We start from the raw sequence: 26,714 nt of genomic DNA, 5'->3' as shown, positions 1-26,714 counted from the left end.
GGACGTGACCTGGTCACGGGCGCGGAGTCGGACAACCGTGGCCGGCGCTGACGAGCCGTGCCGCGGCCAGCTGTGGGGAGAACATGAACGAGGGGAAGCCCACGAAGGCGAAGTGGTGGAGCCGCCCGCGACCGCAGGGCCCGTCGGACCCTTCGGACCCGTCGCACCCGCCGGTCCGGGCGGAGGGCACGGACCCGGCACCGGCCGCGCCCGCGGCGCCCGCACCCGACGGTGGCTTCGCCGACGGCGACTTCGAGCTGGCCAAGCCGGCCGCGGCGGCCCCCGTCGAGCCGGTGGCCCCGTCGGCCGACCGCGCCGGGACCGGCGTCCCCGCCGACCGCCCCGGCACCGACGGCGACTTCGAGCTGGAGCGCCCGGCCGCGGCCGCACCGGCTGCGGCCCCCGACCCGGTCAGCCTCGCGGCCGTACCCGTGGCCGAACGCCCCAGACCCCTGCACGACCCCGACCCCTACAGCACCCCGCCCTACGGCGAACCCGGCCCCTGGGCGCCCGCCCCGCCGGTCCAGCACCCCGCGGCCACGCCCACGCACGGAATCCCCGCACCGGCGCCTGGCACGGCGATCACGCCCCCACAGACGCCCCTGCCGACGCCCGGCGCGACGGCCACCCCGCCACCCGCGCCCGTACAGCCCACGCAGCCGGGGCTCGTACAGCCTGCGCAGCCCGTACAGCCCGCGACGCCCGGCGCGCCCCTAGCCGCTGCCCCCGGCCCGGCTGTCCCCGCTGCCCTCGGCCCGGCTGTCCCCGCGGCGCCCGGCGCACACGCCCCTGCGGCGCACGCCCCCGCGGCGCCGCTCCCGGTCGGTGCCGCCCCGGTCCCGCAGCCGATGGCGAGCCCCGGTGGCGACGTACCGCCCGCCTCTCCCTGGCGGAACTACGACCCCTGGGCCGCCGCCCCCCTCCAGCACACCGGCGCCCCCCGGCCCCGGCGGGCCAGGAAGGGGCTGGTGGCCGGGGCCGTGGTGCTCGCGCTCGTTGCGGGCGGCGTAGGCGGCGCCCTCGGCTCGTATCTCGAGCGCCACGGCGGCGTGGGGGACGTGGAGCTGCCGCAGGCCGGGAAGGAGCCCACCGGGCGCGCCCCGGACAGCGTGGCCGGGATCGCCGCCCGGGCCCTGCCCAGCGTGGTGACCCTGCACGTGACCGGCCAGGAGGAGTCCGGCACCGGCACGGGCTTCGTGCTCGACGCGCAGGGGCACATCCTCACCAACAACCATGTCGTCGAGCCCGCCGGCTCCGGCGGCCGGATATCCGTGACGTTCAGCAGCGGCGACACCGCCAAGGCCACCGTCGTCGGCCGGGACAGCGGCTACGACCTCGCCGTCGTGCAGGTGGACGGCGTGAGCGGCCTCAAGCCCATGCCCCTCGGCAACTCCGACAACGTCCAGGTCGGCGACCCCGTCGTCGCCATCGGCGCGCCCTTCGACCTGGAAGGCACCGTCACCTCCGGCATCATCAGCGCCAAGGAGCGGCCCATCACGGCCGGCGGGGAGAGCGGGGACGGCAGCGACGTGTCGTACGTCGACGCGCTGCAGACCGACGCACCCATCAACCCGGGCAACTCCGGCGGGCCCCTGCTCGACTCCAAGGCCCGCGTCATCGGCATCAACTCCGCCATCCGCTCCGCCGACAGCGGCTCGCAACCGGACGGCGGCCAGGCCGGCTCGATCGGGCTCGGGTTCGCCATCCCCGTCAACCAGGCCAAGCGCGTCGCCGAGGAGCTGATCAACACCGGCAAGGCGACCCACCCGGTCATCGGCGTCACCCTCGACATGGACTACACGGGTGACGGCGCCCGAGTCGGTGCCAAGGGCAGCGGCGGCGGGCCCGCCGTCAACGCGGGCGGCCCCGGCGACAAGGCCGGCATCGAGCCGGGCGACGTCATCACCGAGGTCGACGGCCAGCGCGTCCACTCCGGCGAGGAACTGATCGTCAAGATACGGGCCCACCGCCCCGGCGACCGGCTGGAGCTGACGGTGCGGCGGGACGGGATCATCAAGAAGATCCGGCTCGTGCTCGGGTCCTCGGACGGGAATTGACAGCGACTTCACAGACGAAGGTCCCGCGCCCGCTCCCCACGACCCAGGCGGCGGCCCACGACCCCGAAAAACCGCCACGTGGACAACTCGCTGCCCTCGGGACGGTACCGGTCGTACCGAATCGCCGGGTACCGTGGACCCGGCCCGGACCACGGAAGACCCGCACAGACCACCGAGGGCCGAGGACCGAGGAGATGGCGAGGAGCTTCAGGTGTTCAATGACATAGGACCGCTCGAGCTGGTCACGCTCGTTGTCCTCGCGGTGCTCGTCTTCGGTCCGGACAAGCTCCCGAAGGTCATCCAGGACGTCATGCGGACCATCCGCAAGATCCGTGAGTTCTCGGAGAGCGCCAAGCACGACATCCGGCAGGAACTGGGCCCGGAGTTCAAGGACTTCGAGTTCGAGGACCTCAACCCCAAGACGTTCATCCGCAAGCACCTGGACAACGACGACCTGGGGCTGAAGGAGATCCGCAACGGCTTCGACCTGAAGAAGGAGATGGCCGAGGTCACGGACGCCGTCCACAGCCGCGACAGCGATCCCGCGCCGTCCTCCGCCGCGCCGGCCGCCGGACGTGTCGACATGGTCAAGAAGCCCGAGGACGACGACCGCCCGCCCTTCGACGCCGACGCCACCTGACCCCTGACCCGCGTCGCCGCTGGTCGCACCCGCCGCACGTGACGCGTTTCATACCCCGCGGAGGCCGCCGCACGGCTTGATCACGGCTTCTCGGCGGCTCACCCGCCGGGCGCTTTCCCGGTTGCTCCCGGCGGGGTGGATATGCTGCCGAGTTGTTGCGCGGGCCGGATGCGAAAGAGCAACGCCGCCCGAAGGGGGGCGGGCCGCTCCGGTCCGACGAGAGCGAGGAGGCGTCCGGGCACATGGAGACGACGAGTCGGGCAGTCGCGCAGGCGCCGGCCGCGGAGGGCGGACAACAGGTCCCCTCCGCCCGGCGTACGGTCGACGGCTACCTGCAGGCGCCCTTCCCGTGGTACGGCCTCGACGAGGCGTTCACGGGGCCGCGCTGGCTGATGCAGGTCGGTACGGCGGCCGACGGGGCCGTCGAGCACGGTTCGATCGGGCACGGCGACGAGCCCTCCGTGAAGAACGAGTACGCGGCCGGGGCGACCGACGAGCCCAAGGAGCGGTTCGCGGTCGTGGTCACCGTCGCGGCGAACCCGTCCCGGCGCAGCGCCGACGGCACGGGGCTGCTGGAGGCCACGTCGGTGTCCTCGGCGGCGTGGCTGGCCGGCGTGGGGCTGCTGTCCTTCACCTGGCCCGGCCAGATGGACCACGCCCTGCGCGACGACTGGCTGGAGCAGCAGACGGAGACGGCGTGGGCGCTGGCCGACGACCTGTCCGGCCCCGAGTGGTCGATGCTCTCCCTGCCCGTCGACGGGGTTCCCACGCCCTTCCACTACCGCGAGTCCGAGTTCGGCTGGGTGCTCGCCGGGTCCACGCAGGAAGGCGTGCACGTGGGCGCGTACGGCAGGGGCATGAGCGCCTACGGGCTCGGCTTCGCCATGATCAAGGACATCGCCGCCTACGCCTAGCCGGGGCGGCGCGAAAGCCTGCGCCTGGCCAGGACGGCGAAAAGGGGCGCCACCGCACCGGACGGCGCCCCCGAAGCCGCGCCGGCCGTGAGACCGGCGCCGAGGCCGTGGCGGTACCGGAACGAACCGGGCCTCCGAGGCGCTGGCGGTCCCGGAACCGGGCCTCCGAGGCCGTAGCGGTCCCGGAACGGGGCCTCCGAGGCCGTGGCGAACCGGAGCCGGTCCGAGGCGGCGGCGGTCCCGGAACCGGGCCTCCGCGGTCGCGGCGGTCCCGGAACCGGCCGCGCTCTCAGAACTTGTTCTTCGGCGTGAGCCCGAGCGACAGTCCGGCCAGGCCCCGCTGCCGTCCGCCCAGCTTCCCGGCGATGCCCCGCAGGGCCGCGCCCGCCGGGGAGTCCGGGTCGGTCAGCACGACCGGCTTGCCCTCGTCGCCGCCCTCGCGCAGGCGGACGTCGATGGGGATGCTGCCGAGGACCGGGACGTTCGCGCCCGTCGTGCGGGTGAGGCCGTCGGCGACCGCCTGGCCGCCGCCCGTGCCGAAGACGTCGACCATCTCGCCGCAGTGCGGGCAGGGCAGGCCGGACATGTTCTCGACCACGCCGACGATCTTCTGGTGGGTCTGCACGGCGATGGCGCCGGCCCGCTCGGCCACCTCGGCGGCGGCCTGCTGCGGGGTGGTGACGACCAGGATCTCGGCGTTGGGCACCAGCTGGGCCACGGAGATCGCGATGTCGCCGGTGCCCGGCGGGAGGTCGAGCAGCAGCACGTCCAGGTCGCCCCAGTACACGTCCGCCAGGAACTGCTGGAGCGCGCGGTGGAGCATCGGGCCGCGCCACACGACCGGGGCGTTGCCCGGGGTGAACATGCCGATGGAGATGACCTTCACGCCGTTCGCGGACGGCGGCATGATCATGTTCTCGACCTGGGTCGGCCGGCCGTCGACGCCCAGCATGCGCGGCACGCTGTGGCCGTAGATGTCGGCGTCGACGACACCGACCTTCAGGCCGTCCGCCGCCATCGCCGCCGCCAGGTTCACCGTGACCGACGACTTGCCGACGCCGCCCTTGCCGGACGCCACCGCGTACACCCGGGTGAGCGAGCCGGGCTTGGCGAAGGGGACCTCGCGCTCGGCCTGGCCGCCGCGCAGCGCGCTCGCCAGCTCCCTGCGCTGCTCGTCGCTCATCACGTCGAGCGAGACGTCGACGCGTGTGACGCCCTCGACGCGGGAGACCGCCTCCGTCACGCGCTGCGTGATCGTCTCGCGCATGGGGCAGCCGGAGACCGTCAGGTACACGGTGACCGCGACCGCTCCGTCCGCGCCGATCTCCACCGATTTGACCATCCCGAGCTCGGTGATGGGGCGGTTGATCTCGGGGTCGTTCACCGTCGCCAGTGCTTCGCGCACCGCGTCTTCGCTAGCCATAAGGACGATGGTACGGCGCCGCGCGGGGGCCCCGGCACGCCCGTCACCGGTCGTCTACGTCACGTCCGTGCGACCGTTCTGCCGGGAATACGGCGGGTTCGTGGTGGCCGTCCCGCCTGCCGTCCAGTTCCTTGAACAGGTCCTGCAGTTCGGAGCGGATCCAGTCGCGGGTGGCGACCTCGCCCAGGCCCATGCGCAGGGCGGCGATCTCGCGGGTCAGGTACTCGGTGTCCGCGATGGACCGCTCGTTCTGCTTGCGGTCCTGTTCGAGGTTGACCCGGTCGCGGTCGTCCTGCCGGTTCTGCGCCAGCAGGATCAGCGGGGCGGCGTAGGAGGCCTGCAGGGACAGCATCAGGGTCAGGAAGATGAACGGGTACTCGTCGAAGCGCAGCTCGCGCGGCGCGGTCACGTTCCACAGCACCCACAGCACGATGACGAACGTCATCCAGACGATGAACCGGCCGGTGCCGAGGAAGCGCGCGATGCGCTCCGAGAGGCGGCCGAAGGCCTCCGGGTCCCATTCGGGCAGGAACCGGCGGCGCCGCGGCCGCGGCTGGTCCAGACGGGGCCGGGCGCGGCCGGCCGCCGTCGCCCCCGCCGCGGTGCGCTCGCGGGTCCCGTCGCGCTCAGGAGTCACCGGCCACCCCCTGCGCGCCCTCGTCCCCGCCGAGGTGGAACTCGGTCTCCCGCCAGTCCTCCGGCAGCATGTGGTCCAGGACGTCGTCGACGGTCACCGCGCCCAGCAGCGACCCGGCCTCGTCCACCACGGGCGCCGCGACCATGTCGTACGTCGCGAAGAACCCGGCGACCACCGGCAGCGCCGCCTCGGGGACGAGGGGCTGCAGGTCCGTGTCGACGACGGAGCTGACCAGGGTGTAGGGCGGCTCGCGCAGCATGCGCTGGAAGTGGACGGTGCCGAGGTACTTGCCGGTCGGGGTGTCGTCGGGCGGGCGGCAGACGTAGACCTGGGCGGCGAGCGCGGGGGACAGGTCGGGGTTGCGGACCCGGGCGAGCGCGTCGGCGACGGTCGCGTCGGGACGCAGCACGATCGGCTCGGTCGTCATCAGACCCCCCGCGGTGTGCTCCTCGTACGACATCAGGCGCCGCATGTCGGCCGCGTCGGCGGGCTGCATCAGGCTCAGCAGCCGTTCCTTGTCCTCCTCCGGCAGTTCGGAGAGCAGGTCGGCCGCGTCGTCCGGGTCCATGGCCTCCAGCACGTCGGCGGCGCGCTCCTCCTTCAGCTTGCCGAGGATCTCGATCTGGTCGTCCTCCGGCAGCTCCTCCAGCACGTCGGCCAGCCGGTCGTCGTCGAGGGCGGCGGCGACCTCGGCGCGGCGCTTGGCGGAGAGGTGGTGCAGCACGTTGGCGAGGTCGGCGGGGCGCAGCTGCTCGAAGGTGGCGAGGAGGTTCTCGGCGCCCTGCCCGTGCTCCTCCAGGGAGAAGCCGGTGACCGCGGACCACTCCACGGTCAGCGTCTCCCCCCTGCCGCGCCGGAAGGCGCCGCCCGTCCTGCCCCTGCGCACGAAGACGCGGTCGATCTCCCAGTCCCGGCGGGCCGGCAGCTGCCGCACCGACAGGTCGAGGACGGTGACCTCCTCGCCGGTCTCGGTCAGCGTCACGCGCCGGTCGAGGAGGTCGCCGAAGACCAGGCGCTCGGTGGGGCGCTGCTCGAAGCGGCGGACGTTGAGCACGCCGGTGGTGATGACCTGCCCGGACTCGATGCCGGTCACCCGCGTCATGGGCAGGAAGATCCGGCGCCGGGTGGGCAGTTCGACGACCATCCCGAGCAGCCGTGGGGGCCGCCGCCCGACGCGCAGCATCACGACCAGGTCCCGTACCCGGCCCACCAGGTCGCCGTTCGGGTCGAACGCGGCGACGTCGGCGAGGTGCGAGACGAAGATCCGGGGGGCACCCCCTGCCATGGCCGCGCCTCCTTCTCCCGTGGGTGTTTCGTACGGTGTCTCTTTTCCGAATTGCCCGCTCGGGTGGGCTTCAGGCTAGCCCGTCCCGATCGGAGCCGTCCTGGCAGGGGGGCCGGTCGGACCGGCTCCGCCGCCCCGTCACCGCCCCGGTACGCTGCCGTACGCCGCTCAGGACCCGTCAGAAAGGCAGCCCCACCTGTGACTGCGACTCCCCAGGGCCGTACCCGCCGGATCGTGCTGGTGAGCGGGGTGTGCGCGCTGGTCGTGACGGGGGCGGGACTCCTCGCGGGATGCGGTGAGGACCCGGACGCGGGCACCAACGGGGTCGGCAGACTGCCGGCCGACCAGATCCAGTCCCGGACCCGGAAGGCCGCCGAGTCCGCCGACGCGGTCCGCCTCTCCGGCACCGTGGTCACCAGCGGGCGCACCTACCGCATCGACATGCGTCTGAAGTCCGACGGCGCCACCGGGTCGGTCACCTCCAAGGGTGCCTCGTTCAAGCTGCTGCGGGTCGGCGAGCAGCTGTTCCTGAAGGCCGACGCGGACTTCTGGAGCCACCAGGACGGCGGCGGGGACGGGGCCGCGGCCGACAAGCTCGACGGCAAGTACGTGAAGGTGCCCGAGGGCGACCCGTCGTACCAGAAGTTCAGCGGCTTCACGGACAAGGGCGTCCTCCTCGACGGTCTGCTGACGCTGCACGGCAAGCTCGCCAAGGACGGCCACCACCAGCAGGCGGGCGTCCGCACCATCCGGATCACCGGCGACGACGGCTCCGGCGGCACCCTGGACGTCTCCCTCCAGGGCACGGCCTACCCCCTCCGCCTGGTCCGGGCGGGCGGCGCGGGAACCCTGACCTTCTCCGCCTGGGGCACGGACTTCACCCTGACCGAGCCGGACAAGAGCGAGACCGTGGACTACGGCAGGCAACTCCCGTCGTCCTGAGGGTCATTGACGGTCGTTGTCCTGACGGCCGTTTTCCTGATGGCCGGTCGGCTGTGACGGTCGTCGACGCCCCGACGCCCCGACGCCCCGTCGCCCCGGCGGACGCCGCCCGCCGGTCGTCCTGGCGGACGCCGACCCCCGCCGGCCGCCCGGCCCGCGTCTACTTCCGCTTGCGCCGCTTCATCAGCAGCCGCGGCAGCGCGGCCGGGGCCGGCTGCCGTGTCGTGGCCGGCGACGGCAACGGGGCCCCGGCGAGACTCCCGTCGGGCAGCGGCCGCGTCCCGCCCGTCGGCTCCAGCCGCAGCACCCGGCACTCCCGCGCCCAGCGCTCCGGTACGGCCTCCCCGTCGGGGGCGTTGAGCCGCTTGCCCTTCAGTTCGGCCACCGCGGCCGCCCACGCCTCGGTCCCGGACGCGAGCTCCACGACCTTCGCCGTCCAGGTCACCAGCCGGCCGCCCTTGTCCTTGCTGCGCACGGTGACCTCGGCGGTGCCCCGGTCGGCCAGCCCCGGCAGGGGCTGCTCGCCCGGACCGTCGCCGACCACGCACGCCGCGCCCTCGTGCCACACGTGCCACAGCGCGCGGGCCGGGACACCGGGCCCCTTGACCCAGATGAGGCCGGACTTCTTGGTCGCCTCCTCGACGAGGGCCTGCTCGAGCAGCTCGCTTGTCATGGGCCCAGCCTATCCAGGCGCCCTCACAGCCAGCCGTTGCGCTTGAGGGTGCGGTGGATCCCCAGGCAGATCACGCCGGTGATCATCATGATCACCGGGTAGCCGTAGCGCCAGTGCAGCTCGGGCATGTGCTCGAAGTTCATGCCGTACACCCCGCACACCATCGTCGGCACGGCGATGATCGCGGCCCACGAGGTGATCTTCCGCATGTCCTCGTTCTGCGCGACGGACGCCTGCGCGAGGTTGGCCTGGAGGATGGAGTTGAGCAGTTCGTCGAAGCCGAGGACCTGCTCCTGCACGCGCGCGAGGTGGTCGGCGACATCCCGGAAGTACTTCTGGATGTCGGGGTCGATCAGCCGCATCGGCCGCTCGCTGAGCAGCTGCATGGGCCGCAGCAGCGGCGAGACGGCCCGCTTGAACTCCAGCACCTCGCGCTTGAGCTGGTAGATCCGCGCCGAGTCCACACCGCGCGAGACCCCGCCCCGCCGTCCCGGCGAGAACACCTCGGTCTCGACCTCGTCGATGTCGTCCTGCACGGCGTCGGCGACCGCGATGTAGCCGTCGACGACATGGTCGGCGATCGCGTGCAGCACCGCCGAGGGCCCCTTGGCGAGCAGCTCGGGGTCGTCCTGGAGCCGGTGGCGCAGCGCCCGGAGCGAGCCCTGGCCGCCGTGCCGGACGGTGATGAAGAAGTCCCGGCCGGTGAAGCACATGACCTCGCCGGTCTCCACGACCTCGCTGGTGGCGGTGAGCTGGTCGTGGTCGAGGTAGTGGATGGTCTTGAACACCGTGAACAGGGAGTCGTCGTAGCGCTCCAGCTTGGGCCGCTGGTGGGCCTGGACGGCGTCCTCCACGGCCAGCGGGTGCAGCCCGAACTCGCGGGCGATACCGGCGAATTCGGCCTCGGTCGGCTCGTGCAGGCCGATCCACACGAAGCCGCCGTCGCGGCGCACCAGCCGCATCGCCTCGTGCGGGGTGAGCGGCTGCGGCGTCTGGACGCGGGCGCCGTCGCGGTAGACGGCGCAGTCGACGACGGCCGAGGGCGTCGCGGGGTCGCGCGTGGTGTCGTACGGGCCGCTGTCCATGCGCACGGGACCCTTGCGCAGTGAGGGGCGGGACGGGCGGACCACGGCACGCAGGTCGCGGATCATCGACATGGCAGGCTCCTTCGCACGAGCAGCGAGAGGCCGCGACGACGGGTGGAACTGCCCGGAATGAGGACGTCCTGAACGCGTCTCCCCGAATTGAAAAGGGGAAGGATGTTTGGCACGTCCACAAAGCGGGGAGCACCGCACCGTCGCGGTGGCGCGCTTCGCTGCTGATTCAGCTACTGATGCAGATCAGACAGATCAGGCAAGACGAAACGAAGTGCTCTTCCGTGATGAAGACGCGAATGCGAGAGGCGGCAGCCGGCGGGAGGCGCAGCAGCTACATCAACGACAGGAAGAGCGGGTGGTACTGCACGGTCGACTTCGGTCCATCGCAGCCCCACCTCCTCCGGCCGGTCCCCCGTGAGGGAATCCCATCGGCGTCGGGACCCGATAGCCACGCTTCGGCGTGCTGCCCCGAACCACCGGGCCAGAGTAGCAGTCGCCCCAAGTGTCAAGGCGCCGCTTTGCCCTGCCCTGACGAGTTCTATGCTCACCGCATGGCTGATGTTCTTCCTCTGGTCGAGGCCCGGTTGCGCACCGCGCTGGGCGATCCGGACGCGCGCGCCGCGGTCACCTTCCTCGGCACGGACCGCATCGAGGTGCTCCGGTTCCACGAGGGGGACATCGTCCGCTACGCCACCCTCGGCATGTCCGCGCAGCCGATGACGGACCCCTCGGCCGTGGTCGCCGACCCCGTCAAGGGGCCGCGCGCCGAGCTGGTCCTCTCCGTCCGCGCCGGTGTGGCCGACACCGACAAGGTGCTGCGCCCGCTCGCCGTGCTCGCCGCGTCCCCGCAGGTGGAGGGCCTGGTCGTGGCGCCGGGGGCCTCTCTCGACGTCGGTGGGCCGCTGTGGCCGGGCGCGCCGTTCACCGCGGTCCTGGTGGCCGAGCCCGGCGGCCTGGTCGAGGACCTCGAACTCGACGAACCCCTCGACCCCGTACGGTTCCTGCCCCTGCTGCCCATGACGCCGAACGAGGCCGCCTGGAAGCGGGTGCACGGCGCCCAGGCCCTCCAGGAGCGCTGGCTGACGAACGGGACGGACCTGAGGGATCCGTCCCGGAGGTCCGTCCCGCTGGAGTGAGGTGGAATGAGGTGGAGTGAGCAAGCTCACCACCGCGTGTTCCGCGCCGGTCGGTCGGCGAAGACGGCGACGCCGTCCTCCGTGGCGTGCCGCGTCTCCAGTTCTTCCGCGTCGTGAGTGAGCGCGTCGCGCCGTACGAGGACCACGAGCGCGCCCAGCACCGCCGAGGCCGCCGCGACCACGAACGGGACGTGGAGGTCGGTCCACTCCTCGATCTTCGGCGCGAGGTAGGGCGCCGCCGCGGCCGCGAACCACCGCACGAAGTTGTAGCCGGCGCTCGCCACCGGGCGCGGTGCGTCCGATACGCCGAGCGCCAGCTCGGTGTAGACGGTGTTGTTCACGCCGATGAACGCGCCGGACAGCACCGTGCAGACGACGGCCGTGGCGTGGTCGCCGTATCCGAGCACGAGCACGTCGGCCGCGAGCAGCACCAGCGAACCGCCGAGCACCCGCAGTGAGCCGAACCGCTCCTGCAGACGCGGCGCCACGATCACCGAGAAGACGGCGAGCAGCACGCCCCAGGCGAAGAACACCGCCCCCGACCGGTAGGGGGTCATGTCCAGCACGAACGGGGTGAAGGCCAGCACGGTGAAGAACGTGTAGTTGTAGAAGAACGCCGAGACCGCGGCGGAGGCGAGCCCGCCGTGGCCGAGCGCCTTGAGCGGGTCCAGCAGCGAGGTCCTGCGGGCCGGCTTCGGCTGTTCCCCCAGGAACGCCGTGATGCACAGGAAGCCGACCGCCATCAGGAAGGCCGTGCCGAAGAACGGGTAGCGCCAGCTCGCGTCGCCGAGCAGCGCGCCCAGCAGCGGGCCGCACGCCATGCCGAGGCCGAGCGCCGACTCGTAGAGAAGGATCGCCGCGGCGCTGCCCCCGGCCGCCGCGCCGACGATGACCGCGAGGGCGGTGGAGACGAACAGGGCGTTGCCCAGGCCCCAGCCCGCGCGGAAGCCGACCAGCTCGGCGACCGAGTCCGAGGTGCCCGCCAGGCCGGCGAAGACCACCACGAACGCGAGGCCGAGCAGCAGCGTCCGGCGGCCGCCGATGCGGCTGGAGACGAAACCGGTGAGCAGCATCGCCACGGCGGTGATGAGGAAGTACGAGGTGAACAGGAGGGAGACCTGGCTCGGCGTGGCGTCCAGGCCGGCGGCGATGGACGGCAGGATCGGGTCGACGAGCCCGATGCCCATGAACGCCACGACGGATGCCCCGGCGGTCGCCCACACGGCCTTCGGCTGCCGCAGGATGCCGCCCGCTCCCGCGTCGAACGGGTCCATGCGTCCCCCACTCCGGGTCGAATTAGTTGGCATTTACACATAGTAGGTTAGTGAACCTAATTAATGCAAGATGCATCTAATTTTGTCCGGAACGGGATCCGTCCGGACGGGTGATCGTCCTTGACGTGGCGGGGCAGGGGTAGGACCGTGGGGCTCTATGAGGGGCGAACCCAGTTGCCCGAAGTGTGGTGGCCGGGTCAGGGCTCCCGGCCTCTTCGCCGATTCCTGGCAGTGCGAGGTGCACGGGCCGGTGCATCCGGTGCAGCCCGTGGTCCCGCCCAGCGTCGATGCCCTGACCGTCGTGGTGCACCGCACACAGGTGCCGGTGTGGATGCCGTGGCCCCTGCCGGTCGGCTGGCTGTTCACCGGAGTGGCGTGCGCGGGCGACGACCGCAGCGGCGGCCGTGCCACCGCGGTGGCCTGCTCGGGTCCCGGCCCGCTCGGCGGAATGGGGGAGCTGATCCTCGTCGCCGAGGAGCTCGGCGTCGGCCTCGGCGCGCGGTACGCGGGCATCGACGCCCCGGACCCGGGACCGTACCTGGACGTCGAGAAACCGGCCGAGACCAAGGTTCTGGCCGGCGGCCGTCCCACCCCGCTCTGGCATGTCGCCGACACCCCCGACGACCGCGCGGTCTTCGCGGGCGAGGCGCTCGGGATGTGGCTGTGGGCGGTCCTGTGGCCGGAGCAGTCCGGGCTGCTGCTGTACGACGAACTGGTGCTGACGGACCTGCGCGAGGCGGGCGCCGAGCTGGAACTGGTGCCGTGCGGGGCGCTCTCGCCGCGCCTGCTGGAGCCGTAGCGGCCGAGGGGGCTCCGGCCGGTGCCGGGCGGGTCCGGCCGGTCCGGGCCGATCGGTTCGGGCTGGGACTGGGCTGTGCGTTGCCTGTAGGGGGCGCTCGGCGGTTGCGGGTGTGACAGGGCGGTCCGGAAATGCGGTTATCCTTGAGCGTCATCTTCCGTACCGTCACCGCTGGAGTCCGCGTCGTGCGCATCGACCTGCACACCCACTCCACCGCCTCCGACGGTACGGACACCCCGGCCGAGCTGGTGCGCAACGCCGCCGCGGCCGGTCTGGGCGTCGTCGCGCTGACCGACCACGACACCACCCGCGGACACGCCGAGGCGATCGCCGCGCTGCCCGAGGGGCTCACCCTCGTCCCCGGCGCCGAGCTGTCCTGCCGCATCGACGGCGTCTCCATGCACATGCTGGCCTACCTCTTCGACCCCGAGGAGCCGGCGCTGCTGGCCGAGCGCGAGCTGGTGCGCGACGACCGGGTGCCCCGTGCCAAGGGCATGGTCGCCAAGCTGAACGAGCTGGGCGTGCCGGTGACCTGGGAGCAGGTCGAGCGCATCGCCGGCGACGGCTCCGTCGGACGGCCGCACGTCGCCTCCGCGCTGGTCGAACTCGGAGTCGTACCGACCGTCGGCGACGCCTTCACCCAGGACTGGCTGGCCGACGGCGGCCGGGCCTACGTTCCGAAGCACGAGACCGACCCCTTCCGGGCGATCCGGCTGGTCAAGGCCGCGGGCGGGGTCACCGTCTTCGCGCACCCGGGCGCCGGCAAGCGCGGCCGCACGGTGCCCGAGCCAGCGATCGCCGAGATGGCCGCCGCCGGGCTCGACGGCATCGAGGTCGACCACATGGACCACGACCCGGACACCCGGGCGCGGCTGCGCGGCCTCGCCAAGGAGCTGGGGCTGCTGACGACCGGGTCCAGCGACTACCACGGCAGCCGCAAGACGTGCGTGCTCGGGGAGAACCTGACGGACCCCGAGGTGTACGGGGAGATCACGCGGCGGGCGACGGGCGCCTTCCCGGTGCCGGGGACCGGCGGGGCCTGAGGCCCGACGGCCGCCGCGCTTCCACCGCGGCGGCCTGTCGCACGCTCACCCCTGTTCACCGCTTCTCCCTCACCTGCAAGGCCCCCATGTTCGACACTGCCGTCTTCGGCTCCCTCTTCCTCACCCTTTTCGTCATCATGGATCCCCCCGGGATCACCCCGATCTTCCTCGCGCTGACCGCCGGACGCCCCGGCAAGGTGCAGAAGCGGATGGCCTTCCAGGCCGTCTGCGTGGCGGGCGGTGTGATCGTCGTCTTCGGGCTCCTCGGCCACCAGATCCTCGACTACCTGCACGTGTCCGTGCCCGCGCTGATGATCGCGGGCGGGCTGCTGCTCCTGCTGATCGCGCTCGACCTGCTCACCGGCAAGACGGACGAGCCGAAGCAGACCAAGGACGTCAACGTGGCGCTCGTGCCACTGGGCATGCCGCTGCTGGCGGGCCCCGGCGCCATCGTCTCCGTCATCCTCGCCGTGCAGAAGGCGGGCAGCGTGGCCTCGCAGGTGTCGGTGTGGTCGGCGATCCTCGCCATCCACGTCGTGCTGTGGCTGGTCATGCGCTACTCGCTGCTGATCATCCGGGTCATCAAGGACGGCGGCGTGGTCCTGGTGACGCGGCTCGCGGGCATGATGCTCTCCGCGATCGCCGTGCAGCAGATCATCAACGGCGTCACCCAGGTGGTCGGCGCCGCCTGACCCCCTTGGCCGATCCCTGGCGTGACGGGCTCACCGGAACGACAGAGCCCCCGCACGGCACGGTGCCGTCCGGGGGCAATGAAGCTCTCGCGGTGATCCGCGGCTGTTACGAGGCCGTGGTCTCGGCCGGGCGGATCCACAGGCGCTGTCCGATCGCGGCGGCCTGCTGAACGATCCGGTTGACGGAGGCGGCGTCCACGACGGTGCTGTCCACGGGGGTACCGTCGACCTCGTCGAGTCGCATGATTTCGAAGCGCATGGCTTCTCCCTTCGTCTGGTCATCCTCCTGATGGAGAACTACTGGTGGGTGGCGCACGAGGCGTCGGTGCCCCCTGTTCCACACGTATTCAACGGACTGCGTGTTACAAACATTCCCTTGGCTAAAGAAATTTTTCGAACGGCTAATTACTGACCGGTAAGAGTCTGTTGTCGCTCGTTCGGAAGACTGACCGGGACCAGTTGTGTTCGCAGCGTGACCGCCGGGACAATGGAGGCGATGAACGACGACCTCGCTGCGCTGAGCGCACGCATCGACCGCACGAACGAGCTGCTGCAGCGCATGCTCGCCGAGGTGGCGAAGACGCCCTCCACCCACGCGATCTTCGTCGACGCGGGCTACCTGTACGCGGCCGCCGGGCGGCTGGTCGCCGGCACCGAGGACCGCCGGGCCTTCGACCTCGACGCCGAGGGCCTGATCGAAGCGTTCATCGACCGCGCCCGCACGATCTTCGCGGACAGCCGGCTGCTGCGGGTCTACTGGTACGACGGCGCCAGACGCCGCATTCACACCTCCGAGCAGCAGTGCATCGCCGAGCTGCCGGACGTGAAGGTCCGCCTCGGCAACCTCAACGCCAACAACCAGCAGAAGGGCGTCGACTCACTCATCCGCTCCGACCTGGAGTCCCTCGCCCGGCACCGCGCCATCAGCGACGCGGCGCTCCTCGGCGGCGACGAGGACCTGGTGTCGGCGGTCGAGGCGGCCCAGGGCTACGGGGCCCGCGTCCACCTGTGGGGCATCGAGGCGCCCGAGGGCCGCAACCAGGCAGAACCCCTGCTCTGGGAGGTCGACAGCCAGCGCACCTTCGACCTCGACTTCTTCAAGCCCTACGTCTCCCGGCGCACGGCGCCCGCCTACGAGAGCACGGCGGCCCGGCCGACCCGCGAGGACGTGCGCTTCGTGGGCGCGCAGATCGCGGCGAAGTGGCTCGCCGCACGCGGCCGCGAGTCGCTCGTGGAACTGCTGCCCGGCCACCCCTACCTTCCCGGTTCCGTGGACCAGGACCTGCTGGTGGAGGCGGAGGGGCTGCTTCAGTACTCCCTGCGCGGCCAGGCGGACCTGCGCCGCGCACTGCGCGACGGCTTCTGGGAGCACCTGCGGGCGCTGTACTAGGAGCACCCGTTCGGGCGCCGTGTCAGGAGACCCTGGCGGGCGCCGTACTAGGAGCCTTCCGCGGTCTCGTTGCCCCGGATGGCCTGTGGGCCGCCCTGTGAGCCGCCCTGTGCCGGATCGTCCCAGAAGTCCGCGAAGGCGCGGGCCGTCTCCAGGGGCCTGTCGGTGTTGGGGGAGTGCTCGGCGCCCTGGATCACGGTCCGGCGGGCCCGCAGCCGCAGCGCCATCTCGTCGAGCAGCGGCACCGGCCAGGTGTCGTCGCGGGCGCCCGACAGCACGTGGAACGGCAACGGCACGGCGGCCAGCTCCGCCACGCGGTCCGGCTCGACGCACAGCTGGCGTCCGGTGCACAGCAGCTGCGCGGGCTTGGTGCCCAGCCAGCGGCGGCGCAGGTCCTCCTGGTCGTCCAGCCCGGAGTCCAGTCCCCCGGTGTCGGTCTCCTCGGGCGGCTCCATGGCCTGCATCGCCTCCCACACCTCGGCCATGGTCATCACCGAGAGGGCGTCCCGGAGCAGCTTCACGCGCTGCTGCTGGGAAGGGGAGATGTGGGCCGGACCGGAGGACATGAGGGTGAGCGAGAGGAAGGGGGAGCGGTCCAGCAGTACCGCCGCCCGGGCGATCTGCCCGCCCAGGGAGTGCCCGACGAGGTGCAGCGGGGTGCCGACGGCCTCCGCCTGCGCGAGCACGTCCCGCGCCAGCTCCTCCTGCGCGTAGGCGGACTCGTCCAGTTCCGGGCCGCCGGACTCGAACTGGCCCCGCCCGTCCACGGCGACGGTCCGGTAGCCGCGGGCCGCCAGGGGAACGTGCAGCGGGTTGAAGTCCTCCTTGCTGCCGGTGAAGCCGGGCAGCAGCAGCGCGGTGCCCTGGTGCGGGACACCGTCCGCCGCGGGCGCGTCCACGACGGCGAACTCCCCGCGGGCGGTGCGCAGCGAGTACGCGCGGGCGCCGGGGGGCGGGGTGAAGGTCGGTGGCCTGCTCATGCGCTTGAGGCTACCGGGCACGAGCGCCGGGAGGCGGAGAGCCGTCCGTGGAGGCGGAGGAGGCGGAGGAGCCGGCGCGGCCTGCCCGCCGACCTGCCGCACTGGCGGCAGTGCCGGGACACCGCGCGGGTCCGGGTCCGGACGGTCTCGGGTGCGGGGTGCGGGGTGCGGGGTGCGGGGAGCGGGGTGCGGGGTGCGGGGTGCGGGCGGCGGGGCGGAGAGACGGCCGACGGCCCGGTCCCACCTGACGTGGGGCCGGGCCGTCGCGCTCGTGAGCGGTCAGCTCTCCGCGGCCTCCGGGGTGGCCGCGGCCTTGCGCGTGCGACGCACCCTCGGCTTGGCCTCGGCCGCGTCCACGCCCGCCGCCTCGGCGGTCGCCGCGGCCTTGCGGGTCCGGCGGACCGCCGGCTTCGCCTCCGGCTCCCCGGCGGCCTGCGCCGGGATGCCGGCCACGGTCGCGGCGGGCTCGGCGGCCTTCCGCGTACGACGCGGCTTGGCCTCGGCGGCTTCGGCGGTGTCGACTGCGGTTTCGGCGTTCGCGGCGGTCTTGCGGGTGCGGCGGGGCTTGGCCTCGGTGGTGGCGGCTTTGGTGGCCTCGGTGGTTTCCGGGGCGGCTGCCGTCTTCCGGGTGCGGCGCGGCTTGGTCTCCGTGCCCTCCGCCGTGTCGACCGCCGCGGTCGCCTTCCGCGTACGACGCGGCTTGGCCTCGGCGGCTTCGGCGGTGTCGAGCGCGGTTTCGGCGGTGGCCGCGGTCTTGCGGGTGCGGCGGGGCTTGGCCTCGGTGGTGGCGGCTTCGGTGGCCTCGGTGGTTTCCGGGGCGGACGCCGTCTTTCGGGTGCGGCGCGGCTTGGTCTCCGCGCCCTCCGCCGCGTCGACCACGGCGGTCGCCTTCCGCGTACGACGCGGCGCGACCGCCGGCTCCTCGGTGACCTGCGCCGGGATCTCGGCAACCTCGGCAACCTCGGCCGCCTCGGCGGCCTTGCGGGTCCGACGGCGCGGCTTGGCCTCGGCGGCCTCGGCCGTGTCGACCACGGTTTCGGCGTTCGCGGCGGCCTTGCGGGTGCGGCGCGGCTTGGCCTCGGCGGTCGCCTCGGCCGTGTCCACCGCGGTCTCCGCGGCGGCCGCGGTCTTGCGGGTGCGGCGGCGCGGCGCGGGCTCCTGCGCCTCCGGGGCGGCCTCGGTGGTTGCCTCGGCCGTGTCTACCGCGGTCTCGGCGGCGGCCGCGGTCTTGCGGGTGCGGCGGCGCGGCGCGGCGGCGGGAGCCTCCGGCTCCGCGACGACCGGCGTCACCGGCGCTTCCACGACGACCGGCGTCTCCGGCGCCTCGGCGGCCACGGCCGGAGCCGTGTCGACGGGCGTCCCGGCGGTCGTCCCGGCGGTCGGCTCGGCGGACCGGCGGGTACGGCGGCGGCGTGGCTTCGCAGCGCTCTCGAGGGCGTCCACGGCGGCGCTCTCGGCCGTCGTCACGGCGGCCTCCGCCGCCTCGGGCGCGCTGGGCTCGACCGCCGTCGCCGTGGCCGGCGCCGACTGCGTCGAGGACCCGCCGCGGGTACGGCGACGGCGACGCGGCGTACGGGTGGCGCCGGTCTCCTCGGTCCCGGCCGGGGCGGTCCCGGCCGAGGCGGTCCCGGCAGAAGTGGTTTCGGCAGGGGTGGTCTCCGGAGCGGCCGTGCCGTCCAGCAGCGCCCCGCCGCGCGTACGGCGGCGGCGACGCGGTGTGCGGGCCGGGCGCTCACGCTCGGCGGACCGGGACTCGCCTCGGTCGCCCCGGTCGCCCCGGTCTCCTCGGCCGCCGCGTCCGCGTGCGCCGCGACCGCCGGTCTCGCCGAGGTCCTCCAGTTCCTCCGCGTCGAGCCCGGCGCGGGTGCGCTCCGAGCGCGGCAGGACGCCCTTCGTGCCCTCGGGGATGTCGAGGTCGGCGAACAGGTGCGGCGAAGTGGAGTAGGTCTCCGGCGGGTCGGCGAAGTCCAGCTCCAGCGCCTTGTTGATCAGCTGCCAGCGCGGGATGTCGTCCCAGTCGACCAGGGTGACGGCGATGCCCTTGTTGCCCGCGCGGCCGGTGCGGCCGATGCGGTGGAGGTACGTCTTCTCGTCCTCCGGCGACTGGTAGTTGATGACGTGCGTCACGCCCTCGACGTCGATGCCGCGCGCGGCCACGTCGGTGCAGACGAGGACGTCCACCTTGCCGTTGCGGAAGGCGCGCAGCGCCTGCTCACGGGCGCCCTGGCCGAGGTCGCCGTGGACCGCGCCGGAGGCGAAACCGCGCTGCTTGAGCTGGTCGGCGAGGTCGGCCGCCGTGCGCTTGGTACGGCAGAAGACCATGACCAGGCCCCGGCCCTCCGCCTGCAGTATGCGCGCGACCATCTCGGGCTTGTCCATGTTGTGCGCCCGGTACACGTGCTGCGCGATGTTCGCGACCGTCACGCCCTCGTCGTCCGGCGCGGTGGCACGGATGTGCGTGGGCTGCGACATGTAGCGGCGGGCGAGACCGATGACCGCGCCCGGCATGGTGGCCGAGAACAGCATGGTCTGGCGCTTGGCCGGCAGCAGGTTGATGATCTTCTCGACGTCGGGCAGGAAGCCCAGGTCGAGCATCTCGTCGGCCTCGTCCAGGACCAGGCACCGGACGTGCTTGAGGTCGAGCTTCTTCTGGCCCGCGAGGTCGAGCAGGCGGCCCGGGGTGCCGACGACCACGTCGATGCCCTTCTTGAGGGCCTCGACCTGGGGCTCGTAGGCCCGGCCGCCGTAGATCGCGAGAACGCGCACGTTGCGCACCTTGCCCGCGGTCAGCAGGTCGTTGGTGACCTGCGTGCACAGCTCGCGCGTCGGGACGACGACGAGGGCCTGCGGGGCGTCGGTCAGCGCCTCCGGCCGCGCACGGCCGGCCTCCACGTCGGCGGGGACGGTGACGCGCTCGAGGAGCGGGAGGCCGAAGCCCAGCGTCTTGCCGGTGCCGGTCTTGGCCTGGCCGATGACGTCCGTGCCGGAGAGGGCGACGGGGAGGGTCATCTCCTGGATGGGGAAGGGGGTGTTGATGCCGACGGCTTCCAGGGCCTCGGCCGTCTCGGGAAGGATTCCGAGATCTCTGAACGTCGTAGTCAGGGTGCTGCCTCTTCTGTGTGGGCGGTGCGAGGCGAGCGCGGGGGTCTTTGACGGACCGTGCCGGGGACGTCGGCTGCCTTACGGGCTTGGCCGTAGGGCACGGGACCACTGCCGACGCTCTAGCGCTCGTACCGCTGAGGGTGTCCCTCCGGTCGTCGTACGCACTTGTCGTACGGCCAGGGAGGGCTGTCGGGTCGGAGCCGATCGGGCCACCGACCGGGCATCCTCAAACGTGCGGCCCGTCGAGCGAAGCAAACTCCTCAGAGGTGCGTACTCAGCAGGCGCATTACCACCATACCCCGGAATCCCGCACATGCGATGGCCGATTTGGTCACGCGGTCGTCGTCACAGGGGTCGGCCATGACCTTCCGTCGTGCCGCAAGCGAGCTATTGTGCGCTTCATGACGACCTCTGACAAGCCTGACAACGCCTCCGAAGCCTCGGCCGGAACCACCGGAGTCGCCGCCCAGGACTGGGCGAAGGCCTCCGCCGACCCGCAGTACCGCGCCGCGGTCGTCGACCTGCTCGGTGCCCTCGCGTACGGCGAACTCGCGGCGTTCGAGCGTCTCGCGGAGGACGCCAAGCTGGCGCCGACGCTGGAGGACAAGGCGGAGCTGGCGAAGATGGCGTCGGCCGAGTTCCAGCACTTCGAGCGGCTGCGCAACCGGCTGACCGAGATCGGCGAGGAGCCGACCCGCGCGATGGAGCCGTTCGTCGCCGCGCTCGACGGCTTCCACCGGCAGACGGCCCCCTCGGACTGGCTGGAGGGCCTGGTCAAGGCGTACGTCGGCGACTCGATCGCCAGCGACTTCTACCGCGAGGTGGCGGCCCGGCTCGACTCGGACACCCGGGGGCTGGTGCTGGCCGTCCTCGACGACACCGGGCACGCGAGCTTCGCCGTCGAGAAGGTGCGCGCCGCGATCGACGCGGACCCGCGCGTGGGCGGCCGGCTCGCGCTGTGGGCGCGGCGTCTGATGGGCGAGGCGCTGTCGCAGTCGCAGAGGGTGGTGGCCGACCGGGACGCGCTGTCGACGATGCTCGTCGGCGGTGTCGCGGACGGCTTCGACCTCGCCGAGGTCGGCAAGATGTTCTCCCGGATCACCGAGGCGCACACGAAGCGGATGGCGGCTCTGGGGCTCGCCGCCTGAGCGCTCCGCCGGACGTCCGCCTTGCGCCGCGTTGCGCCGCCTTGCGCCGTGTCGTGCCGTGGGCGGGCCGCGGCGCCGTCGTGGCTGGTCGCGCAGTTCCCCGCGCCCCCTCACCTCAGGGCGGTGCCTCACCGCAGTCGAGCTCGCCCGACCCGCTTGGCCTTCCTTTTCCGGGTCCCGGTGGTCTTCCCGCCCGTGGTCGTCTTCTCGTCCGAGGTCACGCCGGCGCCGAGCGCCGGCGGAGTCTGCCCGCCGGGCGCAGCAGCAGCGACAGCGAGGCCGTGGAGACGATCGCGGCGCCGATCAGGATCAGCGGGAGGCTGCCGGGGTCCAGCGCGCTGTGCGTGACGAAGGCGCCGAACAGGGCCCCGGCGACACCCGTCGCCAGGACCAGCGCGCGGGCCGGCAGACGGTGGGACAGCCGGTGGATCGCCCCCCACGCCAACGCGAGACCGAGCACGGCGGAGCCGACTGCTTCCAAGATCATCACGGAGTCCCTCCCACAGGGCCGGCCTGCGCGTCGCGGTCGTAGCCCGTCATACCCGTGACCTGCGGAATGCAATCCACCCCTGTGGCGGACTTGTGCTCCATCCGTGGGGGCCGGAGGCGGAAGGCGGAAGGCGGAAGGGGCCCGGGGACCATCGGGATGCTGCATCCCATCGGTCGCCGGGCCCCCTCGGTCCGCGTGCGCTTACAGGGCGCCGAAGCCCACCTTGCGCGGGGCCGGCTCGCCGAGCTCGACGTAGGCGAGGCGGTCGGCAGGGACCAGCACCTTGCGGCCGTGCTCGTCCACGAGGGTCAGCAGCTGTGACTTCCCGGCCAGTGCCTCGGCCACGATCCGCTCGACCTCCTCGGCACTCTGACCGCTCTCCAGAACGATCTCGCGGGGCGCGTGCTGCACGCCGATCTTGACCTCCACGGCTATGTCCCTCCGACGGTCAGTGAAGTGCGCGACCTTCCGCGCCGTACCCAGCACACATTAGCCCGGCGAGGGGACGCGCACGCTCCGCCCGAGAACGCCAGGAGCGAACAGCGGGCGGGAACAAAGGGCGACCTCAGTGCTGCTGGTCGGTTCCGTGCAGCGGGAAGCCGGCGATGCCCCGCCAGGCCAGGGACGTCAGCAGCTGGACCGCCTGGTCGCGCGGGACGCTGCGGTCGCTGTGCAGCCAGGAGCGGGCCACGACCTGGGCGAGGCCGCCGAGCCCGGAGGCGAGCAGCATCGACTCGGCACGCGAGAGGCCCGTGTCCTCGGCGATGACGTCGCAGATCGCCTCGGCGCAGTCGTTCGTGACCTTGTCGACACGCTCGCGTACCGCGGGCTCGTTCGTCAGGTCCGACTCGAAGACCAGACGGAAGGCGCCGCCGTCGTCCTCGACGTACGCGAAATAGGCGTCCATGGTCGCCCGGACGCGCTGCTTGTTGTCGGTCGTCGACGCCAGCGCGCTGCGCACGGACTGGATCAGGGACTCGCAGTGCTGGTCCAGCAGCGCCAGGTAGAGGTCGAGCTTGCCCGGGAAGTGCTGGTAGAGCACCGGCTTGCTGACGCCGGCGCGCTCGGCGATGTCGTCCATCGCGGCCGCGTGGTAGCCCTGCGCCACGAAAACTTCCTGGGCGGCGCCCAGCAACTGGTTCCGGCGGGCACGGCGCGGCAGGCGCGTGCCTCGCGGGCGTGCCGCCTCTGTTTGCTCGATGGCTGTCACGCCGCCTCCCAAAATCGTCCACATGCGGTGTGCGCCGCGTGGCCATCGTACTTTTCGGTAACCCCGGTGTGCGCGGTGCGAGCGCAGAATTTCACGGACCGGACAGCGGCGAAAGCCTCGCAGAAGGTTTCAAGGCGGGGCAGAGCGGGCAGCCGCGTGCCTCTTGCCAGCTCAGCGGCGCTTCTGTGCGCCCCCGCGCACCTCGCCGGCGGCGTACACCCCTTCTCCGTTTCCCGTTCTCTGCATTCTTTCTCGTTCTCTACATACTCGGCTTCTCGGCTTCCCGGCTTCCCGGCTTCCCGGCTTGTCGACGCCGTGCGGCCGGGTCCCCGGTAGCGGGTTCCGTCAGCGGTAGTCGTCCTCGTCCAGGGAGACGACGCGACGCTGCTCCACCAGGTCGGCCTCGTTCGCCCGGGCCGGGTCCACGTCCTCGAGGGGTTCGTCGCGGTCCGGCGCCAGGTCGGCCAGCTGTTCCGCCGCGTCGTTCTCGGGGGCTTCGACGTCGAACTCCGGCGCCTTCTCAGTCTCCTCGTCCTGGAACGTCTCGGGATCGGTGGGGTCAACGGCCATGATGGGCTCCCTTCCTACGTCCCACTCCTGCGAACCTCGCTCCGAGAAGCAGGGGTCACTCACGGGTGCCCTCTGCACGAGCCTAGGAGACACCCGGTCCGGACGCTATGCGATCCGCGTCCGGAACGTCACTCGACGCGTACCCCGTGAAGTCCCGGGGATCTGTGACGGCGAACACGTGAGCCGCTACGTGATCGTCTCGTAACATTGCCGCATGTCTTCGACCGAGCTGCCGTCCGTACCGGCGACCAATGTGCTCCCGAAGGTGACGCCCGTCAGGGTCGCCGAGGGCGAGCGGCTCAGGTCGGTCGGGCTGGCGGGGATCACGCTCACGGTGCGTTCGCGCCCGCCCGCCCGCGAGGGCCTGCCGCCCGCGCTGTACGTCCACGGACTCGGCGGATCCTCCCAGAACTGGTCCGCGCTGATGCAGGAGTTGGACGGGGTCGTCGACGGCGAGGCCGTCGACCTGCCCGGCTTCGGCGACTCGCCCCCGCCGGACGACGGCGACTACTCGGTCACCGGGCACGCGCGCGCGGTGATCCGCTACCTCGACGCCTCCGGACGCGGGCCCGTGCACGTCTTCGGCAACTCCCTCGGCGGCGCCGTCACCACCCGGGTCGCCGCGCTGCGGCCCGACCTCGTCCGGACGCTCACGCTCGTCTCGCCGGCGCTGCCGGAGATCCGCGTCCAGCGCACCGCCGTGCCCACGGGAATGCTGGCGGTGCCCGGAGTGGCCGCGCTCTTCACGCGGTTGACCCGCGAGTGGACGGCGGAGCAGCGGGTCCGCGGCGTCGTCGGGCTGTGCTACGGAGACCCGGGGCGGGTGACGCCGGAAGGGTTCCGTCACGCCGTCGAGGAGATGGAGCGGCGGCTGCAACTGCCGTACTTCTGGGACGCGATGGCGCGCACCACGCGCGGGATCGTCAACGCCTACACACTGGGCGGGCAGCACGGGCTGTGGCGCCAGGCCGAGCGGGTCCTCGCCCCGACCCTGCTCGTCTACGGCGGCCGGGACCAGCTCGTCGGCTTCCGCATGGCCCGCCGGGCGGCCCGTGCCTTCCGCGACTCCCGCCTGCTCGCCCTGCCGGACGCGGGGCACGTGGCGATGATGGAGTACCCGGAGACGGTGGCCCGCGCGTTCACCGAACTCCTCGTGGAAAAAGGGGAGTCGGGCGTCGCCCTGCGGGGTGGGGCCAAGGATGGCAGTGTGGCGAGGGTGGATACTGGGGGCAGCGCCGACAACGGCGCCGGGACGGACACCGGGGGGAGAGCCGGTACCGGGGGCGGGACCGCCGCCCGTGGTGCGGGCTCCGTCGTGGGCAACGGTGACGTCCTCGCCGAGAGCGCGGGGGGCTGAGGGGCGACGTGGGACGCCACAGCCGTCGCGGTGCCGCCAAGGGCGGGGCCGCGGCCACAACTGCAGGACAGGACGGCCGGTCCGCGGCTCCGCAGGCGCGGGCCGACGTGCGCCGGGATGCCGCGCGGCAGGGCGCTGAGCGGCAGGACGGGCCAGGGGCCGGTGCCGTGCCCGGCGTCCGGCAGGACGGCCGGCCGCAGCAACAGGGCCCGGCCGGTCACCGGATGCCCGGACCGCTGTACGCACAACCGCACGGGCAGCCTTACGGACTGGCGTACGGACAGCAGGGCGCACCGCTGCCGCCGACGGGCGGGACGCCTGCCGGTGGGGTGCCGCGGATGCCGGACGGGACGCCCGCTCATGGGTTTCCGAGGGTGCCGAGGGTGCCGATGGACGGGACGCCTGCTCATGGGTTCCCGAGGGTGCCGATGGACGGGACGCCTGCTCATGGGTTCCCGAGGGTGCCGGTGGACGGGACGCCCGCGCGTGGTGTTCCCCGGGTGCCCGACGGCACTCCCGCCCATGGCGTTCCACAGGTGCGCGGCGGCCACCCCGAGCAGCGTGAAGCCGGGGGCGGCTGGGGCGAGTTGAGAGGACCCACCGTCGGCGGTCACGGCGTGGCCGCGGCGCCCGGCGCCGTCCTGCCCCGCCAGCGGCGGGCCGCGCAGGCCGGTCCGCGCCAGGACTACCTCGACGCCTTCGACGAGGACGACGACGTCTTCGCGCCCCGCGCCCGCACCTCCGCGTCCGTCACCGGCTGGGACCCGCGCACCGGCGTCGGCGTCTCCTCCGAGACCGACGCCGACGACGACGCGCCGCCGACCGGCGTGCCCGCGCATACCAAGGGCACCAAGGGGCGCACGTTCACCGGCATCGCGGCGGCCGCCGTCACCACCGTGCTGGCCGTCGTCGTCGCCGGTCAGGTCGCCGACGGACAGGACGACGGCTCCGCGCGGCAGCAGTCGGCCGCCGGTCCGGCCCGGGACCTCCGGGGCCCGGCATCACGCGGGGAAGGGCGGACGACGCCCTCGGCGGCACCCGGACCGGTGACGCTGACCTACGAGCAGGCGATGGCGCGGAAGTACCCCCTCAGCGCCACGCTCAAGGGCTCGGGGAAGTTCGACGCGGTCCCCGGCTCCGCCAAGGCGCCGGGCAAGGGGCGTAAGTACACCTACCGGGTCGACGTCGAGCAGGGGCTCGGGCTCGACGGCGAACTCTTCGCCCAGGCGGTGCAGAAGACCCTCAACGACGACCGCAGCTGGGCGCACGGCGGCGCCCGCACCTTCGAGCGCGTCCACTCCGGCGAGCCGGACTTCGTGATCACCCTCGCCAGCCCCGGCACCACCGCCGCGTGGTGCGCCAAGTCCGGTCTGGACACCACCCAGGACAACGTCTCCTGCGACTCGGCCGCCACCGAACGCATCATGATCAACGCCTACCGGTGGGCGCAGGGCTCGAAGACGTACGGCGATCAGATCCACGCCTACCGGCAGATGCTGATCAACCACGAGGTCGGCCACCGGCTCGGCTACAGCCACGTGACCTGCGACAAGGACGGCGAGCTCGCGCCGGTCATGCAGCAGCAGACCAAGTTCCTCGACCACAACGGCGTCCATTGCCTGCCCAACCCCTGGGCCTACCCCGGCAGTTGACAGCCCGGTCGGCTGGTGGCGCGGCATGACCCGGCCGCTGCCCGGCGAAACGTGACTGCACATCTGCTAGCGCGATCGAACGCGACTTGCACGGGAAAGTTACGACCGTTCACCCCTTTTGGTGGGGGGGGGGGGCCCGCCCCCGGCCCCCCCCACCCCACAGACGAAAACATGAAAAACACAAGCCACCCGCCGACGGACAC

General features: G+C 72.7%; 25 protein-coding genes. 12 read left to right on the top strand and 13 right to left on the bottom strand.

Annotated elements, in window-relative coordinates:
- The first annotated feature begins 83 nt into the window (after positions 1-83).
- The 3 genes from AB0G63_RS00125 to AB0G63_RS00115 all read left to right on the top strand — a co-directional run bounded on the left by AB0G63_RS00125 (position 84) and on the right by AB0G63_RS00115 (position 3,611).
- Positions 84-2,057 (top strand): trypsin-like peptidase domain-containing protein, encoded by a 1,974-nt coding sequence (locus tag AB0G63_RS00125; protein ID WP_360741696.1) that lies wholly within the window; start codon positions 84-86, stop codon positions 2,055-2,057.
- Between the two features lie 211 nt (positions 2,058-2,268).
- A complete protein-coding gene (locus AB0G63_RS00120) occupies positions 2,269-2,697 on the top strand; it encodes a sec-independent translocase (protein ID WP_360741693.1) in 429 nt (142 codons plus the stop codon).
- Positions 2,698-2,939: 242 nt separating this feature from the next.
- Positions 2,940-3,611 carry a hypothetical protein gene (locus tag AB0G63_RS00115; protein WP_360741690.1) on the top strand — a complete coding sequence of 224 codons (672 nt, stop codon included), beginning with the start codon at positions 2,940-2,942 and terminating at the stop codon, positions 3,609-3,611.
- Positions 3,612-3,900: 289 nt separating this feature from the next.
- On the opposite strand, the gene AB0G63_RS00110 is transcribed toward AB0G63_RS00115, so the two are convergent.
- The 3 genes from AB0G63_RS00110 to AB0G63_RS00100 are packed head-to-tail and all read right to left on the bottom strand — an operon-like array spanning position 3,901 to position 6,956.
- Positions 3,901-5,034, bottom strand: a complete 1,134-nt coding sequence (locus AB0G63_RS00110; RefSeq protein WP_360741687.1) for an Mrp/NBP35 family ATP-binding protein — start codon at positions 5,032-5,034, stop codon at positions 3,901-3,903.
- A gap of 43 nt (positions 5,035-5,077) precedes the next feature.
- Positions 5,078-5,671: a DUF1003 domain-containing protein gene (locus AB0G63_RS00105; protein WP_360741684.1), complete on the bottom strand. Its 594-nt coding sequence runs from the start codon at positions 5,669-5,671 to the stop codon at positions 5,078-5,080.
- Positions 5,661-6,956, bottom strand: coding sequence for a CBS domain-containing protein (locus AB0G63_RS00100; RefSeq protein ID WP_360741681.1), 1,296 nt, complete (start codon positions 6,954-6,956; stop codon positions 5,661-5,663). Before AB0G63_RS00100 ends, AB0G63_RS00105 begins: the two co-directional genes overlap by 11 nt.
- A gap of 198 nt (positions 6,957-7,154) precedes the next feature.
- Here AB0G63_RS00100 and AB0G63_RS00095 point away from each other — a divergent pair, with 198 nt between their 5' ends.
- Entirely contained in the window at positions 7,155-7,898 is a 744-nt protein-coding gene (locus AB0G63_RS00095; RefSeq protein WP_360741678.1) for a hypothetical protein, read from the top strand.
- Positions 7,899-8,058: 160 nt separating this feature from the next.
- Here AB0G63_RS00095 and AB0G63_RS00090 read toward each other — a convergent pair whose 3' ends face one another.
- Together AB0G63_RS00090 and AB0G63_RS00085 are read right to left on the bottom strand one after the other, a co-directional pair.
- Positions 8,059-8,571 (bottom strand): hypothetical protein, encoded by a 513-nt coding sequence (locus AB0G63_RS00090; protein WP_360741675.1) that lies wholly within the window; start codon positions 8,569-8,571, stop codon positions 8,059-8,061.
- A 23-nt stretch (positions 8,572-8,594) separates the two neighbouring features.
- The gene (locus tag AB0G63_RS00085) at positions 8,595-9,728 is read right to left on the bottom strand and encodes a magnesium and cobalt transport protein CorA (RefSeq protein WP_324787534.1); all 1,134 of its coding nucleotides are present in this window, start codon (positions 9,726-9,728) and stop codon (positions 8,595-8,597) included.
- Between the two features lie 491 nt (positions 9,729-10,219).
- Here AB0G63_RS00085 and AB0G63_RS00080 point away from each other — a divergent pair, with 491 nt between their 5' ends.
- Positions 10,220-10,804 carry a suppressor of fused domain protein gene (locus AB0G63_RS00080; RefSeq protein WP_360741671.1) on the top strand — a complete coding sequence of 195 codons (585 nt, stop codon included), beginning with the start codon at positions 10,220-10,222 and terminating at the stop codon, positions 10,802-10,804.
- A gap of 26 nt (positions 10,805-10,830) precedes the next feature.
- Here the strand turns inward: AB0G63_RS00080 and AB0G63_RS00075 are convergent, their stop codons facing one another.
- Positions 10,831-12,078 (bottom strand): MFS transporter, encoded by a 1,248-nt coding sequence (locus AB0G63_RS00075; protein WP_360741668.1) that lies wholly within the window; start codon positions 12,076-12,078, stop codon positions 10,831-10,833.
- A gap of 157 nt (positions 12,079-12,235) precedes the next feature.
- On the opposite strand from AB0G63_RS00075, the gene AB0G63_RS00070 reads away from it, so the two are divergent.
- The 3 genes from AB0G63_RS00070 (at position 12,236) to AB0G63_RS00060 (ending at position 14,612) form a co-directional block, all read left to right on the top strand.
- Complete coding sequence (locus AB0G63_RS00070) at positions 12,236-12,877, top strand: DUF6758 family protein (RefSeq protein WP_360741665.1); 642 nt, start codon at positions 12,236-12,238, stop codon at positions 12,875-12,877.
- A 185-nt stretch (positions 12,878-13,062) separates the two neighbouring features.
- On the top strand, positions 13,063-13,920 hold the full coding sequence (locus tag AB0G63_RS00065) for a PHP domain-containing protein (protein ID WP_360742344.1): 858 nt from the start codon (positions 13,063-13,065) through the stop codon (positions 13,918-13,920).
- 86 nt (positions 13,921-14,006) lie between these two features.
- Positions 14,007-14,612 carry a MarC family protein gene (locus AB0G63_RS00060; RefSeq protein WP_324787539.1) on the top strand — a complete coding sequence of 202 codons (606 nt, stop codon included), beginning with the start codon at positions 14,007-14,009 and terminating at the stop codon, positions 14,610-14,612.
- A gap of 106 nt (positions 14,613-14,718) precedes the next feature.
- On the opposite strand, the gene AB0G63_RS00055 is transcribed toward AB0G63_RS00060, so the two are convergent.
- Positions 14,719-14,871, bottom strand: coding sequence for a hypothetical protein (locus AB0G63_RS00055; RefSeq protein WP_093906763.1), 153 nt, complete (start codon positions 14,869-14,871; stop codon positions 14,719-14,721).
- A 237-nt stretch (positions 14,872-15,108) separates the two neighbouring features.
- On the opposite strand from AB0G63_RS00055, the gene AB0G63_RS00050 reads away from it, so the two are divergent.
- A complete protein-coding gene (locus AB0G63_RS00050) occupies positions 15,109-16,002 on the top strand; it encodes an NYN domain-containing protein (RefSeq protein WP_360741660.1) in 894 nt (297 codons plus the stop codon).
- Between the two features lie 47 nt (positions 16,003-16,049).
- Here the strand turns inward: AB0G63_RS00050 and AB0G63_RS00045 are convergent, their stop codons facing one another.
- A complete protein-coding gene (locus AB0G63_RS00045) occupies positions 16,050-16,982 on the bottom strand; it encodes an alpha/beta hydrolase (RefSeq protein WP_360741657.1) in 933 nt (310 codons plus the stop codon).
- Between the two features lie 279 nt (positions 16,983-17,261).
- Positions 17,262-19,991, bottom strand: a complete 2,730-nt coding sequence (locus AB0G63_RS00040; RefSeq protein WP_360741654.1) for a DEAD/DEAH box helicase — start codon at positions 19,989-19,991, stop codon at positions 17,262-17,264.
- A gap of 485 nt (positions 19,992-20,476) precedes the next feature.
- On the opposite strand from AB0G63_RS00040, the gene AB0G63_RS00035 reads away from it, so the two are divergent.
- Positions 20,477-21,232 carry a ferritin-like fold-containing protein gene (locus AB0G63_RS00035; protein ID WP_351888813.1) on the top strand — a complete coding sequence of 252 codons (756 nt, stop codon included), beginning with the start codon at positions 20,477-20,479 and terminating at the stop codon, positions 21,230-21,232.
- A gap of 217 nt (positions 21,233-21,449) precedes the next feature.
- Here AB0G63_RS00035 and AB0G63_RS00030 read toward each other — a convergent pair whose 3' ends face one another.
- From AB0G63_RS00030 to AB0G63_RS00015, 4 genes are all read right to left on the bottom strand, one after another.
- Positions 21,450-21,719: a hypothetical protein gene (locus tag AB0G63_RS00030; RefSeq protein ID WP_360741651.1), complete on the bottom strand. Its 270-nt coding sequence runs from the start codon at positions 21,717-21,719 to the stop codon at positions 21,450-21,452.
- A 204-nt stretch (positions 21,720-21,923) separates the two neighbouring features.
- Positions 21,924-22,151: a DUF3107 domain-containing protein gene (locus AB0G63_RS00025; protein ID WP_324787544.1), complete on the bottom strand. Its 228-nt coding sequence runs from the start codon at positions 22,149-22,151 to the stop codon at positions 21,924-21,926.
- A gap of 136 nt (positions 22,152-22,287) precedes the next feature.
- On the bottom strand, positions 22,288-22,932 hold the full coding sequence (locus AB0G63_RS00020; protein ID WP_324787545.1) for a TetR/AcrR family transcriptional regulator: 645 nt from the start codon (positions 22,930-22,932) through the stop codon (positions 22,288-22,290).
- Between the two features lie 345 nt (positions 22,933-23,277).
- Positions 23,278-23,502: a hypothetical protein gene (locus AB0G63_RS00015; RefSeq protein ID WP_360741646.1), complete on the bottom strand. Its 225-nt coding sequence runs from the start codon at positions 23,500-23,502 to the stop codon at positions 23,278-23,280.
- Between the two features lie 214 nt (positions 23,503-23,716).
- Here AB0G63_RS00015 and AB0G63_RS00010 point away from each other — a divergent pair, with 214 nt between their 5' ends.
- The gene (locus AB0G63_RS00010) at positions 23,717-24,859 is read left to right on the top strand and encodes an alpha/beta hydrolase (RefSeq protein WP_360741643.1); all 1,143 of its coding nucleotides are present in this window, start codon (positions 23,717-23,719) and stop codon (positions 24,857-24,859) included.
- Positions 24,860-24,867: 8 nt separating this feature from the next.
- Positions 24,868-26,511: a DUF3152 domain-containing protein gene (locus tag AB0G63_RS00005; protein WP_360741640.1), complete on the top strand. Its 1,644-nt coding sequence runs from the start codon at positions 24,868-24,870 to the stop codon at positions 26,509-26,511.
- The last annotated feature ends 203 nt before the right edge of the window (positions 26,512-26,714 follow it).

The sequence above is a fragment of the Streptomyces sp. NPDC020996 genome (genome assembly GCF_040641355.1).
Classification (GTDB): domain Bacteria; phylum Actinomycetota; class Actinomycetes; order Streptomycetales; family Streptomycetaceae; genus Streptomyces.
Note: the sequence above shows the minus strand (reverse complement) of the source record. Positions and strands in the feature narration are given on the sequence as shown.